Raw genomic sequence first — 17,241 nt, forward strand, 5'->3', positions numbered from 1 at the left:
AATGCCCAAGTTGTTCATAGACATTGAGACGAGAAGTCCCAAGCCCTTACCCAAAGTAGGGGTTTGGGCATACGCAGAGGAAGCGAAGATCACCCTTTGTGCGTATGCTCACAATGATGAGACTATCAAACTCTGGGATTGCACTGCTAATCCTGTAATGCCCTCTGATCTTCTGAAGCATTTAAAAGATGATACTGTAGTGTGTGTTGCACACAACAGTTTATTTGAGCGAATACTGTTTAAAAAGTCTCTAAATATCACTATTCCCCCTCGACGTTGGATTTGTACAAGCACTTTAGCACGGATTAATGGATTGCCCGCATCGCTGAAGAACGCCTGTATGGCTTTGAAGTTCCCAGAAACTCTTACCAAAATGGAAGAAGGGAAAGCTCTTATCGCCCGCTTTTGTAAGGGATCAATTGAGGAATCGCCTTATGATGCTAAAAGGGCTAACCACGTTCAAGCTTGGCAGTTATTCGGTGAGTATTGCAAAAGAGACGTTGAAGCAACACGGGAGTTATATAAAAGGCTTACCCCTTTATCTGAGAACGAACGGCATTTGTGGCTTCTTGATCAAGAGATTAACGATCGAGGATACGCTATAGATCTTAATTTAGTGAAGAAGTTACAAGAACTAATTGCTTTTGAACGTGAGAAATTAGACGAAGAGCTGAAGACTTTAACTTTCGGTGTTATTGGATCTTCTCGCAAAACTGACCTTTTAAACAAATATCTCTTCTTATATATGGGATTAGATCTGCCAGATATGGCTGAAAGTACAATAGCAACGGCATTGTCTCAACCTAACATTACACAACGAGCAAAAGATATTTTAAATAACCGCCTATCGTCATCTCAATCCGCAATTTTAAAGTTAAATACGCTATCAGGTGCGGTTAGTCCTGATTTACGATTACGGGGAACACTACAGTTTTATGGAGCAAGTCGTACAGGTCGTTGGTCTGGATGTGTGTTTCAGCCACAGAATTTACCACGTCCAAATACTTCCCATGAAACGATTGAAGAAGCAATAGAAAGTAGCAATTTCCCGTCAGACGATCCCCTCCGCTTTGCCAGCGATTGTGTTCGTTCTTGTATTATCGCATCAACTGGAAAGAAGCTCGTTGTTGCAGATTTAGCAGGGATTGAAGCCCGCGTCCTTGCTTGGATTGCGGGTGAACAGTGGAAACTCAACGCTTTTGCAAATGGCGAAGATATCTATAAAACCGCCTATTCCAAAGCGTTTAACATCCCCCTTTCAAATGTGACTAAGGATCAAAGAGCCATCGGCAAAGTCATGGAATTAGCACTAGGTTATCAAGGTGGGGCTAGAGTGTTCCAAACAATGGCATCCAATTTGGGCTTAGATTTAAAGCAATTTAGCAAGAGCATTAAACAGACCGCAACGGGTGATGATTGGGAACAAGCACAACGACGGTGCTTGTGGATGCAAGAAACCTATCCAGAATTTGCCGTTCATGATCCGTTTATCGGCACAGCGTGCGAGTTAGTTAAAACTGCTTGGCGGGCTAAACATAAAGGCGTAGTCCAGTTATGGAAAGACTGTGAAGAGGCTTTTGACTGTGTCATTAAAGATGGACGTTCGATATCGGCACGGCGGGTTGCAGGAGTTCCACCGCTCTTAATGAAGAAACAACATCAAAACGTTTTCATCACTTTGCCATCAAACAGAAAGCTTGTTTATAGGGATGTTAAAAGCGACCGTTCCTATCTCAACACAGCCACCGCACAGATAATGAGAGAGCGAACATACGGCGGAAAGTTAACTGAGAATATTGTGCAAGCGATTAGCAGAGATATCCTAGCTTGCGGGATGATCAATGCTACAAGGGCGGGTTATGACATTGTTCTCACCGTTCACGATGAGATCGTCTGTGAAACGCCAGATACACCAGAATTTAGCTCTGATGAGCTTTGTTTTTTAATGACCCAGAACCCAAAATGGGCAAAAGGTTTGCCGCTCAAAGCCGAGGGTTATGAAGCTTTGAGGTACCGCAAATGAGAGGGTTATCGCACCAGCAGAGCGAACACGAGATTGAGAAGCGTTTAGTAAAAGGTGTGCAACAACTTGATTGTTGGGTTCGCAAAGCATCGTTCGTTAGTCATCGGGGTTGTCCTGACCGATTAATCATAACGCCTCAAGGGCGTCTATGGTGGATTGAAGTCAAACAGCCTTCAGGACGATTATCGCCCCAGCAGAAAATAGAAATAGAAGAACTACTCCGTAGAGGACAGCGGGTTAAAGTGCTGTTTTCCGCTGAGGAAGTAGATAATTTTTTGAAAGAATTAGCATGCTCGTGTTAGAATCTCATCAAATCAAGATGGTGCATTGGATGCTACAGAACAAACGCTGTGCTGTATGGGCTTCCATGGGTTCGGGTAAAACCGTGAGTGTTCTCTTTGCCTTATCCTACATTCAAATGCTTGATCCTCGCCCTGCTCTCATCATCGCCCCATTGCGAGTTGCTCAATCGGTCTGGAGTGCCGAGGTAAAACGCTGGTCAGCGTTCAAGAATATGACCGTCGCCGTCGCTACAGGAACAGAAAAACAAAGGATTCAAGCCTTAAACCAACCTGCTTCTCTGGTCGTTACTAATTTCGAGAATGTGCCTTGGTTGGTTAAACTCTTGGGGAATCAGTGGAACTTCTCAACCATCATCGTAGACGAGAGTACAAAGCTCAAAGCATTTAGAATACGCCAAGGCGGAAAGATGTGTAAGGCATTAGCCCGTCCCGCTTGGCAAACCGAACACTTCATCGAATTAACAGGAACACCCTCCCCGAATGGCTTAATAGATTTGTGGGGTCAACTCTGGTTTTTAGATAAAGGAAAAAGACTAGGAATGACGTATGATTGTTTTCTTCAAAAATGGTTTAACACTCATCGGGTCGGTGCTCACGTAAGTGCGGTTAAGCATACCCCTAAGCCCCATGCTCAACAAGAAATAGAAGCGAAACTATCCGATCGTTGTTTATCGCTCAATATCGCCGATTATCACGATATTAGTAAACCTATCTGCACCATCCACAAGATAGCATTGGCACAATCAACTTTAAAACTCTATCGCAAGTTTCAACGAGAGTTGTTTTGTGAGATTCAAGGCGAGCCCCTTGTGGCGTTTAACTCTGCATCAAAAACCGTCAAATGTCTACAATTAGCAAACGGAGCTGTCTACACGGATGAAAACCACAGTTGGAAAGAAGTACACAACGCCAAGATTGAAGCTTTAAAAGCAATTGTTGAGGAAGCAGGAGGGTGCCCACTTCTTGTTGCTTATCACTTTAACAGCGATTTAATGCGTCTGTTCAAAGCTTTTCCGCAAGGACGACATTTAGACAAAAATCCACAGACTATTAAAGACTGGAACGCTGGCAAAATACCACTGTTATTCGCTCATCCAGCGTCTTGTGCTCATGGGTTAAACCTACAATACGGAGGGAATATTCTCGTCTTCTTCTCTCTCTGGTGGGATTTAGAAACGCATCAGCAAATGATTGAGCGAATAGGACCTTTGAGACAAAAACAAGCTGGGTTCAAAAGAGCGGTGTTCATCCACTATCTCATCGCTGAGCACACCATCGATGAACTCATCTTAAAACGACTGCAAACTAAAGCAACTGTGCAGGAAATACTTTTAAACGCTTTAAAGAAAGGAAATTAATTATGACTGATTTTAACACCAAACTCCATAACCACCTTTGCTCTCGGGGAAATCTGGGAAACCCGCTGACCGATAAAGAACGACGACAGCTCAAATCTCTACTGAAATTTGAGGCAAAGTTTTTGCCAACACCCCGCCAACTTTTAAAAATAATCAATGATTTTAAGCCCGTCAGCCAACTTAGCTTCTGGGAGGCTTTGATCGAAACGGAATACCTCACTAAAATAGTACTTCACCACCGCAGATGGTATTACCGCCTGTCCGATGAGACCCCTCTTCTTGATGCCGATTATGATAAAATAGAAATTCGTATCATTAAATTAGCCGAGCACTTCCCTGAGCTATACTCTTTGGCTCATCCTATTATAAGCGAAGTGGGGTATTAAAATGTCTCACATATTTGTTTTAATGGGAAAAGCAGGTGTTGGTAAAACATCAATCGCAAAACGAGTTGTAGAAGAGAGTTATAATCTAACTTATCCACTTGGCACTACCACGAGAAAGCCTAGAAGAGATGAAAAAGACGGAGTAGACTACCGCTTCATTAGTCTTAAGCGCTTCAAAGAGTGGGATAAACAAGGCCGATTTATCGAAACTACCGTCTATCGCAATGAACACTATGGATTGCTCAAACAAGACATCCTAGAGCTTATGGATAAGGAGTTTGATGTCTTAACTATTCTGACTCCTGACGGGCTGGATGTTTTTAAAAAACGCTTTGGCAAAAAGGTAACCTCCATCTTCATAACTCCCCCGTCAGAAAAAAGAGTTAAAAGCGAAGAAGACATCAGCGAAACAACTGGCAAGCCTAACCCAAGATGACGATATCTTCGGAATGCAAGGGGCTTATGACTTCAAAATTACAAATGATCATCTAGGTATTGCTTGTCAACAGATCTGTCAAATTAGAAAAATGGTTAAGGAGGGGAAGTGAGATGAAACTAAAGCAAAAAGAGTTAGATAAAATAGCGAGTGTTTCTCGCAAAAGAAATGTAATGATTGAATTTACTGAAGACGGACAATGCATTCGCATATATCCAGAATTTGATTCAAAAGAAGATATGAATCCTCCAGAACATTCTGAACCATATGAAAATTTTGTGATTTAACTATGACAAAACACAGATATCCTTATTTATCCCATGAGACCACAAGGCATGGAAGGAAAGTATGGTATTTTAAGAAAGAAGGAAAACGCATACGATTACCTAACGTCTATGGTACTAAAGACTTCATGGAAACGTATGCCGATGCTCTTGCGGGACGTTTAAGACAGAAAGGCGACCATGGAAGCAAAGGAACGTTCAAATGGCTTATTGATCAGTACAGATTAAGTGGACATTTCCAATCTTTAAATCCTACTACTAGAAGAGTAAGAGATAATCTGTTTTATCAGATTATCAAAGATTCAGGTGATATTCCTTTTGCTAAAATAACACGCAGACATCTACAAAACGCTGTAGATAGAAGATCAAGTAAGCCATCAGTGGCAATATCATTTTTAAAAGCCATTTCCCCAGTATTTAAATGGGCGGAAACGTGTGAATTAATTACAAAGAATCCAGTAATCGGGGTATGCCGACCCCCTATCCGAACGATAGGAATGCATACATGGACAATGGAACAAGTAGAAGTTTACCGTAAACATCATCCTATCAATACAATGGCAAGATTAGCTTTAGAGCTTATGTTGTTTTTAGGACTAAGACGATCCGATGTAATAAGAATTGGCAAACAACACGTCAAAGACAGTGTTTTATCAATCCATACCAAAAAAACAGGCAAACAAGTTCATGTTCCGATTTTTGAAGATTTGCAAAAATGCTTAGATGCAGTAGGAGTAGATAGAGGTACTTTTTTAATCACTGCTATCGGCAAACCTTTTTCTTCTTCAGGTTCTTTTGGAAACTGGTTTAGAGATAGATGCAAAGAAGCAGGGCTTCCCGATAAATGTAGAGCTCACGGATTAAGAAAAGCAGGAGCAACTATTGCAGCTAATGCGGGTGCTAGTCCACATGAACTTATGGCCATGTTTGGATGGTCAAAAACAGATATGGCTGACCTTTATACAAGAGAAGTAAACTCAAAGAAACTTGCTTATAAAGCGGCTAAAATGATAGCAGATTGTGTGTAAAAAGTAAGACTATACGGCTTCTAAGTCATTGATTCTTCATGATTCGGATTTAGTCCTACTTTAATGTAAGTTATTGATTTTTCAACCATATATTAAACCTGTCGGGTGCACCATTAAAACAATTGATTTTACAGTATTATCTGTAAAATTTTGCCTAACCTTTGAAAAGGTAAGGCATGAATAATAAACACAGTATGGTGATTGTCAAGAAATGAGGTTTAATCTCTTCAGTAACAGTGTCGTCAATCACCTTTTCCTTAGGTAGCTGTAATCTACTCAAATCCTCAGAACAAATAAAAAATAAAAAAATAGCAAGGCTAAGCAGCGGTACATAGGGAAAAAAAGCCGTAAATTTAGAAAGGCATCGGGAAAAATAAAAGAAAGCAGAAAACGTAAAGAAGAGTTGTTGCTTAAATATAAAAAAAAATTTTATGACAATGAATTTGTTCCAAGACTAAGAAAAAGAGCTTCTAAGGAATGGAAAATAGAAAAAAGACAACAAAGTCTACTATGAGTCTTGTGATGCATGGAATAAATACAAATCTTATCTTGATGTTATGTGACTTTGATCACTTATAAACCCTGTCGAATACGCCAAATTATAATTCAAGCAATGGATTTAAAGTTATTTTATGTTAGAATTGCTCTTGCCTTTTTTTCAGGTAAGACTTTTGATTAAAATAACAATTTTTCTACAATTTCTCGCCTCAAGACCAATCGTTGGATATTTTTATCCCTCAAAGCACACTACCTTTTACATTCACTTGAAGCATACGCCCAATTCTCCGAATAAACGCGTTTTCGAAGAATACAGCAGTATCTAGTCATTTCAATCTTAAAAAAAATATCCGATTGCTGATATGCAATTTTCGCTAGCTGAACTGAAGATCAAAGAAACTGTCTAGGCTTAATTTAAAAGATAGAAAAAACCTTTAAAAAACTGTATAAGACATATTTATGATGCGAATTATGTCTATTACAGATTCCGATGTTCTGCAACAAGCATGTGAATTTCTAGATGCTGGACTACCCATAGTGATTCCGACTGAAACTGTTTATGGTTTAGCCGTTAACGCCAGGGATCCTTCGGCTATCCGTCGTCTTTATGAAATAAAACAACGCCCTCCTACCAATCCTTTGATATGTCATGTAAGTAATATTTCTATGGTAAAGAAGTATGCACATATTGATGACCTTTCGTTGCATTTATCAAAATTATTTTGGCCAGGTCCCCTAACTCTCGTACTAGACCTTTTGTCGGAAAATGATATTCATCCATTAGCCATCTCTAACCTCAACACAGCCTGTTTTCGAGTTCCACGTGGCTTTGCCAAAAAGCTGATTGATACCTATGGCTATCCTTTAGCAATTCCATCCGCTAATATATCTGGACAAATAAGCACAACTAACATTCAACACATTTTATCTTCTCCTATTTGCAAACAAATACCACTGGCTATCGATGGAGGGATTTCTAAAATTGGCTTAGAATCAACTATTGTTAACGTCAAACATGACCAAACAATTCATATTTTACGTCCAGGTGGATTGGAAATAGACAAAATCGAAAAAGCTATAGGAGGGAAAATAGAATATTCCACTAGCGAGACAGCTACACCTCTATCTCCAGGAAGGTTACAATCACACTACGCACCACGATCTCAAGTAAGGCTGAGAGCCACCCATATCAATCCTGGAGAGGCCTTGATTCGTTTCGCTAATTTCCCCATTAAAAATAGTAAGAATGCCATCATATCCCTAAACTTAAGCAAATCTGGAAAATTAAAAGAAGCAGCATTTAATCTATTTAATTATATGAAAATAGCTGATGACAGCGGTGCGATTTCTATTGCTTTTAGCCCTATACCCAACCATGGATTAGGTATAGCTATTAATAATAGGCTTGAAAGAGCAGCTGCACCACGCCCTTAATCTAATTCAAGGACAATTCCATGAATAAATTATCTCCTGACCTAGTTCAGAAATTCACATCTATTGTGGGACAAGAAGGAATATTACAAGACCAACAACTCATATCACCTTATCTCAAAGAAGAAAGAAATCTTTATCATGGGACATCTCCTCTCGTCTTGCTCCCATCTTGTACGAATGAAGTATCCCAAATTCTAAAATTAGCTACAGCAACAAGAACGCCAATCACACCACAAGGGGGAAACACAGGGCTTGTTGGCGGACAAATACCACGTAGAAATAAAAAAGATATCATTCTATCGCTTGAGCGTATGAATCGCATCCGAGATATTGACTTAATAAGCAATACTATTTCGGTTGATGCTGGCATAAATCTCTTAAACGTACGAAAATTAGCAGAAAAATACCATCGACTCTTTCCCCTTTCCCTTCCATCAGAACAATTCTGTCAGATAGGAGGAAACCTTGCAACTAACGCAGGAGGAACAGCTGTATTATCCTATGGCAATATAAGAGATCTCTGTTTAGGAATAGAAGCTGTTCTTCCTACTGGCGAAACTTGGAATGGCATGCGTAAACTGATAAAAGATAATAGCTGTTATGATGTGCGAGATTTATTGATAGGATCAGAAGGAACACTAGGCATCATTACTGGCGCTGTACTTAAACTATTTCCTTATCCAACTGGGAAACAAGTTGCATTGATCGCAGTAAACTCCCTTGAAAAAGCTCTTCAATTACTACAGCTCTCTCAAAAAATTTCAGATAATACGCTTACGGCTTTTGAATTAATTTCTGATTCAATATTAGAGTTAGTTATAAAGCATATTCCATACAATTTCCCCACTCTAAAACAATCATCTCCTTGGTATATATTGCTAGAAATTTCTACTACAGCAATAAAAGAGAAAGCCTATGAGATAATTGATACCATCTTATCAGAAGGATTTAAAAAAGAGATAGTAACTGAATGGATATTATCTTCTTCTGATACTGACGAGAGGGAAAACTCAATCTGGTATCTACGCAACAATGTCCCCTTAGCACAAAAAAAAGAAGGAAGATCTATCAAACATGATATTTCAATCCCTATAAAGGACATACCATCTTTCCTGAAAGAAGTAACAAATGCCGTATTATCTGTTTTTCCTACAACACGCATAGGTTTGTTCGGGCATATAGGAGATGGAAATATTCACTTTAATGTTTTCCCACCAACTAACGATAATCCAGAGGAATTCTTATCCCAAAATTGGAACGAAATAAATAATATCGTTTATTCCGTCGTTTTATCTTATGGAGGATCTATTGCTGCTGAACACGGCATTGGACAACTCCATAAAGAAAGATTAGGAAGAATACTTGATCCCACAGAAATGATGCTAATGAAAAAAATCAAGGAAACCTTTGATCCTGCTGGTATCATGAATCCAGGAAAATTTCTTTAAAAAAATAAACTTTTCCCGCTACAATTAAAAATTATTTTCATAATAAAAAACAAAGAAAAATTATTGTTTATAAAACGGTGCGAGAACGAATCGCCTCAAAAAGCGTCCCTTCATCAAGATAGTCTAACTCACTGCCTATAGGGATACCATATGCCAACCGAGTGATTTTAATATTCATATTTTTAAGTTTATCCATAATGTAATGAGCTGTAGTCTGCCCCTCAATCGTAGCACTAATAGCAAGAATTAGTTCGCGAATTTTTTTAACTTTGATTCTCTCTATCAAAGATTGTATTCCTATATCCTCTGGACCAATGCTATCCAGAGGGGAAAGGGTTCCACCAAGAACATGATAAAGCGCATTTACCGCTCCAGCACGCTCTAAAGCCCATAAATCAGCTACATCTTCTATTACCACAATTACAGAACTATCACGCTGCTCATCTATGCAAATAATACAAGGATCTATAGTATCAATATTTCCACAAATAGAACACAAACAAACTTTTTTATATATATCCGCCATAGTGTCCGCTAATGGACCTAACAATTGTTCCTTTTTCTTAACCAAATGCAAAGTCGCCCTCCTAGCAGAACGAGGTCCAAATCCTGGAATACGCGCTAACATTTTAATAAGATTTTCAATTTCTATCCCTGTTATTTTTTTTTTCACACTAGACATCCCTCTAAAACAGAACAAAAATTATAGAGTTTCTTTGGAAAACCGCCGATAGTACTTTTGCCTATCTTTCTCAAATCCATTCCTTCAGGTTTAATGAAAAATTTATACCATTAACAATTGATCTACTCTAAAGATTATAAAAAAGTCGAAGTTATATTTAAAATCCTGCCCTTATAAAGGCAAGTTTAATCCAGGAGGAAGCGACAATCCTGCTGTTGCTTCTTGAGTTTTTTCCGCAACAAGATCTTCTATTTTTTTATGAGCATCATTGTGAGCTGCAACTATCAAATCTTCTAATATTTCAGAATTTTCTTTGCATAACAAAGAATCCTCAATTTTCACTTCTAGAAGCATATGCTTTCCATTCAAACGAACACGAACCATACCTCCCCCAGCATTTCCTTCCACTTCTAAAGCCATAATTGATGACTTCATTTTTTCCATTTTCCCTTGGATTTCTTTAAACTGCCCCATCATTTTCATTATATTCATATATAATCACCTCCATTATCAAAGATTCTCTATAAAGATAAACTTCATATACACTTATTTCCCATCATTATGAATGAGAGAAAGTACGGATACTAACAACTTGAGCATTAGGGAAAATAGCACGAACGGCTTGAATATCTGCACCTATGCGAAAATTATCATAACATTGTTCTAAAGCGAATCTTATTTCCCAATTTTTTCCTGTCCAATTTTTAAGATTCTTGACAAGATTCTCGACAAATCCCTCAGGAGCATCTTTAGAACAAGCTACTTCTAATATTCCTATTTCAAAATAAAAAACACGAAGAAATTTCTGCGACATCTCCTTAAGATTATCATCATGATTATTCTCACATAACTCAGTTAATCGCTCCATATAATCATCGGAAGCACGTGAACTCAATTCTACACTCAACATGTTTGGCTTTTCAACAACCTCATTATCACCTGAGGGAAAAGATTTATTAGATGGTATATCCTTTTGGATCTTTGCAACACGAGTAAGGAGAGCTGGAGAACTCAAGAAATCATTTTTTTTTTTGTTTTTCTTCCACTATATAGTGCGCAATTTCTTCTGGAGAGGGCAACTGAACAGAATGTGCCAAACGTATTAAAATCATTTCAACAGCTTCCATAGGACGCGAAAAACCCTCTATCTCAGAAAGACCTTTCAAAATCATTTGCCAAAAACGAGAAAGAACGGTGACAGATACTTCTTTTGCATATCCAGATGCTCGTAAATTTTCAGCTTCACTATATAATAAAGTATCCGCCATTTCTGGAACGTATTTAATTCTTGTAACCAAATGGGTAAAATCGGCGAGACCGTAGAGGACGACCGAAGGATTTGCGCCAGAATCATATTGTAAAGAAAATTCCTGTAACGCCTTAACAATATCCCCTTTTATTAAATACCCGAACAAATCCATTATTCGATTCCGATCAGCAAGCGCAAGCATCAAACGCACAGTAGATGCCTCAATTTTATCGCCACATCGCGCAATAGCCTGATCCAACAAAGAAAGTCCATCACGCACTGATCCATCAGATGCTCGCGCAATCATTGCAATAGATTCAGGGTCAGATTCTATCGATTCTTGGCGCAAAATTTTTGTAAATAATCCAATGAGATTTCCAATAGATATTCGATGTAAATCGAAACGCTGACACCGAGACAATACCGTTATTGGAACTTTACGAATCTCTGTAGTAGCAAATATAAATTTTACATGTGGAGGAGGCTCTTCAAGGGTTTTTAACAAACCATTAAAAGCAGCTGTAGATAACATCTGCACTTCATCCATGATATAAACCTTAAAACGCGCAGATATGGGCTTATAATACATTTGTTCAATTATTTCACGAACATCATCAATACTTGTATGAGAAGCAGCATCCAGCTCAACTACATCAACATGATTTCCCTGTATTATTGATTGGCAATGCTCTCCAAATCCCTCAAATTCTACTGTAGGAATATCTACATCAGCCGTTTTATAATTTAAAGATCGCGCGATAATGCGAGCAGTAGTAGTTTTTCCAATACCCCTCGTGCCAGACAACATATAAGATTGTGCTATACGACCTGATTTAAAAGCATTAGCCAAAGTCTTAACCATAGGATCCTGCCCTATTAAGTCAGAGAAACTCTGGGGACGATACTTTCGCGCTAAAATACAATAATTATTTTCAAACTTAGACAGGGAACTTCTCTCACAACTTTTTTAAAGAAATCCAATAGGAGAGGCTGAAAAGACGACCCACTATAACATTGCTAGGGCTGCTTCTTTCCAGACCTGACCCGGTTTACAAGAATAGCGTCCATCTCCCAACCTCTCACTGCAATTATTAGAGATCTTTATATAAAAAACAAGCCAATATCACCAACTATTACATTAAATTTGCAATTTCAACTGCCCATGATGCATATCAAAAAATAAATTATCCAATTTAAATAAACAATTAAAAGAATCACATATATTTAAGCTTATTAGCTTAATTTTTCTAAATATTTAACATACTATTTTTCTTTCTTTACATACCAAGGAGAATAGATCATTCTGCCATACAATCAAAAAAATCCTTATAATTTGGATATAAGAAGATAAATGTCTAGAATTTCACATATTTTTTTTATTTCTACGTTAGCAATATATTTCTACGTGGTACAAGCCCCTATCTTTTCCCAAGAGGTAGAAATATCTAAAAAACAACTTATACCACGTTTTGTCACAATTAAATCCAATCGCGCCAATGCTCGTATAGGACCTGGAACAATATATACTGTTGTTTGCACATACCTAATAAGAGGTCTACCAGTTGAAATTATCCAGGAATATGAAAACTGGAGACAAATCCGTGATGTTGATGGAACAACTGGTTGGATAAACAAAATTTTACTTTCCAACAAACGTTCTGCTATCGTTTCTCCATGGAATCGCAAAGAAAAGAATCGACCATATATTGATTTACATCAAAAACCAGAAACACAATCCATAGTCGTTGCTAAAGTTGAACCTGGGGTTTTACTAACAATACGCGAATGCTCTGGAGAATGGTGTTTTGGATATAATTCAGACGTAGAAGGATGGATTAAGCAAAAAAAAATTTGGGGAATATACCCTGGCGAAGTATTCAAATAGCGAGAATGTTTCTATACAAAACAATCAGTTTTTATAGTAATTATCTAAAAATATATAATTCTTCCTATATATTATAGAATAAATTTAATAGTATTCTGAAGATAAGTCTCCTTATACCACCATAATTAAATCCAATGAATCATAGCATATTGAAGAATAAAGAAATCATGGAAAATGTCCTTATTATTATTCCCGCTCGAATAAAATCAACAAGAATCCCTGGAAAAATTCTTGCCGATATAAACGGAATGCCTATGCTATTCCATACTGCTATCCGTGCACAAAAAGCAAATATTGGACGTGTAATAATTGCCGTTGACGATAAAAAAACAAGCGAAGTCATGTCTCGAGAAGGTTTCGAAACCATAATCACCAATGCAAGTCACCAATCAGGCTCTGATCGCATATTTGAAGCTTTGAATCTTATAGATTCAGAACAAAAAGCTAAAATAATTGTCAATGTACAAGCAGATATTCCAAACATAGAACCTGAAATTTTAGCAGCCACTCTCCTCCCTTTACAAAATCCCATAGTGGATATAGGAACTATTGCAACAGAAATTCATGATAGCAAAGGGGTGGATGATCCAAATGTTGTGAAAATAGTAACCTCTCCGTCTAAAAATGAATGTTTGCGTTCACTTTATTTTACACGCTCTAAAGCCCCCTATGGCATAGGACCATTTTACCAACATCTCGGTATCTATGCTTATAGACGCGAAGCATTAAAACACTTTACTCAACTTCCTCCCTCTATTCTAGAGAAAAGGGAATCTCTTGAACAATTACGTGCTTTAGAAAACGGTATGCGCATTGACGTTAAAGTAGTCCAATCAAATGCAATAAGCGTTGATACTGCAGATGATTTAGCAAAAGCTCGTATTTTAATGTCTCATTGCCGTTATGAGGACTTTTTATAGAAAATAATATTTAAAAAAATCAGCGCTCCCAAAAATCAAAGATAAAATGCTTGATGATTAGCTATACGCATAAATGTTGCCGTATCACTAAGAGAAGAAAACATTGATCTATCCGTCCCAGTTATAAAAATTTGACTTCCTATATCACTGACAATTCGAAATAGTGCATTGCGCCTACCCTCATCAAGATGTGCCGAAATTTCATCTAACAACAAGATAGGAGCAAAACCGGTTGTATTAGATATTAGACGTGCATGCGCTAAAAAAATTCCAACTAAAACAACCTTTTGTTCTCCTGTTGAACCATGAACTATTTTTATATCTTTATCACAATAATCAACAACTAAATCACTACGATGCGGTCCTATTAAGGTACGCCTTGCAATAGAATCAATTCTGCGTCCATCAAAAAGAATTTTTACATATTCTTGTTTTAATTCAAGAAAAGATTGGTTTAATTTACCATCTAGAAATCCCGTTAGATTTAACTCAACATGAGGAAAGTTTTCTTTTTGTATATATTCCGCCATTAAAGAAGATAGTTCATCTATCATTTTTACACGCGCAATATCTATTTCTACTCCTAAACCTGCCATTTGCGATTCAATACTACTACACCACGATGGATCAAAACAACCTTCAGACAATAAACGGTTGCGACCACGCATTAAACGTTCAAAATCAATTATGCGACGTCTATGCCTTGGATCAATAGAAAAAACCATTCTATCAAGGAAACGACGTCTTTCTGTAGAAGGACCACTGAAAATTCGATCCATAGAAGGAACTAACCAACTAACTCTTAAATGAGAATTTAGTTCATCTACAACGCGTATTGCAACGTCATTTATTCTCAAACATCGTATACTTCTATCATCTTTTGATTCTAATTTTATGGATATCTCCGCCAATCCATCCATTCCTTCTACGCATGCAAAAGTAGAAAACAAAGATAAAGATCCTATACGGGTTACATCCGAATATGATGCACGACGCAATCCACGACCTGGAGATAATAACGATATAGCCTCTAAAATATTAGTTTTACCTGCTCCATTATCCCCGACAAAAATAGTTTGCTGAGAATCGAATACAAGCCGCAAGGAAACATAGTTACGAAATTCACTAACATTTAAGCGCTTAATTTTGATTTTATTAATCATAATCTATAAGGCACAAAAAATGCAAAAAATCCTTTACCTATTCCATTATAAAAAGAAACCTACCATAAAATAAAAAATAATAGGAATCTAACAGCAACGTCTTTATTAACAATCATCTTTCAATAAACAGAAGAACTATCCTGCCTTTCCAATACTTGAAGCACTACTTCCGCCGCCACTTGACCTGCTGGCCTTTTAGTACTCATATAACTCCATAATGTTTCAAAGGAATCTAACATAGCACGACGCTGACAAGTATCAGTGGACAGTCTTTCAATCCAACGAACTAATGCTTCAGAACGTATCATATTATTGAAATACTCAGGAACTGCAGGATAGTCAATAATAAGATTAGGCAAAGCACAAGTCCATGTCTTGATATAAAAACTCAAAAAATTCACAATCCAATCTGATTTATAAACAGAAACAACAGGAATACCACACAGCGCTAATTCTAAAATAACTGTACCAGATGCTGCCATTGCAGCATCACATTCCATAAACAATTTCTTTTTTTGCTCTTCACCCACAATAATTTCAGGACATATATCCCATCCCGAGACTATCCGGCGCACAAGATTTTCTTGCGACGATACTGTGACTAATGAAAATTTAAAAGTGGGATTTCTCTTAACAAGAGATATCATCGCCTTTCCAAAAATTGGCAAAATTTTAGAAATCTCTTTAGCTCGAGATCCCGGCAACAAAAGTATTTTTTTCTGTTCAGAAGAAGTATATTGTTTGTTCTTTTGTTTATTATAAACCTCTAATACTGTAGAATCAGCGCTCAAAGGATGACCAACAAATATTGTAGAAGGCCCCTCTAGTCTACGCATAACCTCTGCCTCAAACGGAAGAATAGAGATAACATGATCAATATATGAACGCATATTACGAGCGCGTCCTTCACGCCACGCCCAAACGCTTGGACAAACGTAATTAACGATTGGAAGTTGGGGCAATCTTTTCCGAATGCGTTTTGCCACACGATGAGTAAAATCAGGATTATCAACAATCAATAAAACATCTGGCTTGGATAAAACAATTAATTCTACCGTTTGATTAATACGCCAAATAAATCGGGGTAAATGTTTGATAACCTGCATAATTCCAATTATTGACAGTTCAGAGAAATCAAATAAAGAAACAAGCCCTTCTTTTTGCAAAGAACTTCCTCCAACTCCTACTAAACTAATGGGGTCAGGAATCATCTCTTTAAGAGATTTGATCAAGTCGCCAGCAAGGATATCTCCTGATATCTCACCCGCAATAACAGCAATCTTAACCGAACTCATATTTTAAATTCACGATCTATCCCATAAATAAAAATACCAGCTTCATCAGCTGATTTCTTCACAAGATCCTTTTCCAAAATAAGAGATTTACCATATTCTAATGCAATCCCAGAAAGACCCGCTTTAATCACATTTTGTACTGTCATTAACCCGATAGAAGGTAAATCAGCACGCATATCTTGTTGTGATTTAAACATCTTTACCAATACTCCAGATTTGCCAACAAGAATCTTTCCATTTTTTCTACAATCTACAATGCGTTGGAGCATAGAATCAGTTCCTTCAATACCTTCTAAAGCTACAACCCTACCCCCAACACTGACTGCAGACTGCCCAATATCAAGATCAGACAAAGCTTCTGCCGACTTCATGGCAGAAAATATATCTCGTTTGATACCTTTGGTAGGAATACAAGAGCCTAAGGATCCTTTTTGTGTCAACAAGTCAGGGACAACTTCATGTGCCCCAACAACACTCACCCCATAACCCTCAAGAAAATCAATCACTGCTTTTAAAATAGCAGCGTCTCCACCCGAAACCAATTGCCATATCAGCTTTGGAATTTTGAACGAATCCTTAATGGAAAAGCATAAATCTTGTATACTAGGACGACGACTTATGGCTCCCGCCACAACAATCCGCCCTATATTATATTGATTCAAAATTGATCTCAAAACACATAAATCACCTAACGGCAATGCCTGGGATTCAAAATCTTTCCAATCAAAAGAACATTCATTTAAAACTGATGCAATCACAGGCTCATCATTGTTTAACCGAGCAGCCTTGGCAACATAATAGGGTAAGATACCAGAACCAGCAATGATAAGAAGACGCTTCACTTATTATC

The 17,241-nt window shown here is 37.6% G+C and carries 17 protein-coding genes, 1 other RNA gene and 1 pseudogene; 11 read left to right on the plus strand and 8 right to left on the minus strand.

Going from position 1 to position 17,241, the window contains the following annotated elements:
• Window position 1: 1 nt before the first annotated feature.
• The 9 genes from CKC_RS01045 to CKC_RS01080 all read left to right on the plus strand — a co-directional run bounded on the left by CKC_RS01045 (window position 2) and on the right by CKC_RS01080 (window position 9,197).
• Window positions 2–2,023, plus strand: coding sequence for a DNA polymerase (locus CKC_RS01045; protein WP_013461624.1), 2,022 nt, complete (start codon window positions 2–4; stop codon window positions 2,021–2,023).
• Window positions 2,020–2,325, plus strand: coding sequence for a VRR-NUC domain-containing protein (locus CKC_RS01050; protein ID WP_013461625.1), 306 nt, complete (start codon window positions 2,020–2,022; stop codon window positions 2,323–2,325). The genes CKC_RS01045 and CKC_RS01050 overlap by 4 nt, the downstream gene beginning before the upstream one ends.
• The gene (locus CKC_RS01055) at window positions 2,313–3,683 is read left to right on the plus strand and encodes an SNF2-related protein (protein ID WP_013461626.1); all 1,371 of its coding nucleotides are present in this window, start codon (window positions 2,313–2,315) and stop codon (window positions 3,681–3,683) included. The genes CKC_RS01050 and CKC_RS01055 overlap by 13 nt, the downstream gene beginning before the upstream one ends.
• Before the next feature lie 2 nt (window positions 3,684–3,685).
• Complete coding sequence (locus tag CKC_RS01060) at window positions 3,686–4,069, plus strand: DNA ligase (RefSeq protein WP_013461627.1); 384 nt, start codon at window positions 3,686–3,688, stop codon at window positions 4,067–4,069.
• A 1-nt stretch (window position 4,070) separates the two neighbouring features.
• Window positions 4,071–4,505 carry a nucleoside/nucleotide kinase family protein gene (locus CKC_RS01065; RefSeq protein WP_013461628.1) on the plus strand — a complete coding sequence of 145 codons (435 nt, stop codon included), beginning with the start codon at window positions 4,071–4,073 and terminating at the stop codon, window positions 4,503–4,505.
• A 113-nt stretch (window positions 4,506–4,618) separates the two neighbouring features.
• A complete protein-coding gene (locus CKC_RS06115; protein WP_013461630.1) occupies window positions 4,619–4,792 on the plus strand; it encodes a hypothetical protein in 174 nt (57 codons plus the stop codon).
• A gap of 2 nt (window positions 4,793–4,794) precedes the next feature.
• Entirely contained in the window at window positions 4,795–5,817 is a 1,023-nt protein-coding gene (locus CKC_RS01070) for a tyrosine-type recombinase/integrase (RefSeq protein WP_044054051.1), read from the plus strand.
• 969 nt (window positions 5,818–6,786) lie between these two features.
• Window positions 6,787–7,749: an L-threonylcarbamoyladenylate synthase gene (locus CKC_RS01075; RefSeq protein ID WP_013461632.1), complete on the plus strand. Its 963-nt coding sequence runs from the start codon at window positions 6,787–6,789 to the stop codon at window positions 7,747–7,749.
• Between the two features lie 20 nt (window positions 7,750–7,769).
• Entirely contained in the window at window positions 7,770–9,197 is a 1,428-nt protein-coding gene (locus CKC_RS01080; RefSeq protein ID WP_013461633.1) for an FAD-binding oxidoreductase, read from the plus strand.
• A 67-nt stretch (window positions 9,198–9,264) separates the two neighbouring features.
• On the opposite strand, the gene recR is transcribed toward CKC_RS01080, so the two are convergent.
• The 5 genes and pseudogenes from recR to ffs all read right to left on the minus strand — a co-directional run bounded on the left by recR (window position 9,265) and on the right by ffs (window position 12,207).
• Entirely contained in the window at window positions 9,265–9,870 is a 606-nt protein-coding gene (gene recR, locus CKC_RS01085; RefSeq protein WP_013461634.1) for a recombination mediator RecR, read from the minus strand.
• A 180-nt stretch (window positions 9,871–10,050) separates the two neighbouring features.
• Entirely contained in the window at window positions 10,051–10,371 is a 321-nt protein-coding gene (locus CKC_RS01090) for a YbaB/EbfC family nucleoid-associated protein (RefSeq protein ID WP_013461635.1), read from the minus strand.
• Between the two features lie 67 nt (window positions 10,372–10,438).
• Window positions 10,439–10,894, minus strand: coding sequence for a DNA polymerase III subunits gamma and tau (locus CKC_RS01095; RefSeq protein ID WP_013461636.1), 456 nt, complete (start codon window positions 10,892–10,894; stop codon window positions 10,439–10,441).
• A gap of 25 nt (window positions 10,895–10,919) precedes the next feature.
• A pseudogene (locus CKC_RS01100) lies at window positions 10,920–12,074 on the minus strand (DNA polymerase III subunit gamma/tau); the annotation flags it as partial.
• 37 nt (window positions 12,075–12,111) lie between these two features.
• An RNA gene (gene ffs / locus CKC_RS05900) (signal recognition particle sRNA small type) lies at window positions 12,112–12,207 on the minus strand.
• Between the two features lie 272 nt (window positions 12,208–12,479).
• Here ffs and CKC_RS01105 point away from each other — a divergent pair.
• Window positions 12,480–13,013 carry an SH3 domain-containing protein gene (locus CKC_RS01105; RefSeq protein WP_013461638.1) on the plus strand — a complete coding sequence of 178 codons (534 nt, stop codon included), beginning with the start codon at window positions 12,480–12,482 and terminating at the stop codon, window positions 13,011–13,013.
• A 167-nt stretch (window positions 13,014–13,180) separates the two neighbouring features.
• Window positions 13,181–13,933, plus strand: a complete 753-nt coding sequence (locus tag CKC_RS01110; RefSeq protein ID WP_013461639.1) for a 3-deoxy-manno-octulosonate cytidylyltransferase — start codon at window positions 13,181–13,183, stop codon at window positions 13,931–13,933.
• A 35-nt stretch (window positions 13,934–13,968) separates the two neighbouring features.
• Here CKC_RS01110 and recF read toward each other — a convergent pair whose 3' ends face one another.
• The 3 genes from recF to CKC_RS01125 form a co-directional block, all read right to left on the minus strand.
• A complete protein-coding gene (recF, locus tag CKC_RS01115) occupies window positions 13,969–15,096 on the minus strand; it encodes a DNA replication/repair protein RecF (RefSeq protein ID WP_013461640.1) in 1,128 nt (375 codons plus the stop codon).
• Between the two features lie 119 nt (window positions 15,097–15,215).
• The gene (lpxB, locus tag CKC_RS01120; RefSeq protein WP_013461641.1) at window positions 15,216–16,391 is read right to left on the minus strand and encodes a lipid-A-disaccharide synthase; all 1,176 of its coding nucleotides are present in this window, start codon (window positions 16,389–16,391) and stop codon (window positions 15,216–15,218) included.
• A complete protein-coding gene (locus CKC_RS01125; RefSeq protein WP_013461642.1) occupies window positions 16,388–17,233 on the minus strand; it encodes an LpxI family protein in 846 nt (281 codons plus the stop codon). The genes lpxB and CKC_RS01125 overlap by 4 nt, the downstream gene beginning before the upstream one ends.
• Window positions 17,234–17,241 lie beyond the last annotated feature (8 nt).

The organism is Candidatus Liberibacter solanacearum CLso-ZC1 (genome assembly GCF_000183665.1).
Lineage (GTDB): Bacteria > Pseudomonadota > Alphaproteobacteria > Rhizobiales > Rhizobiaceae > Liberibacter > Liberibacter solanacearum.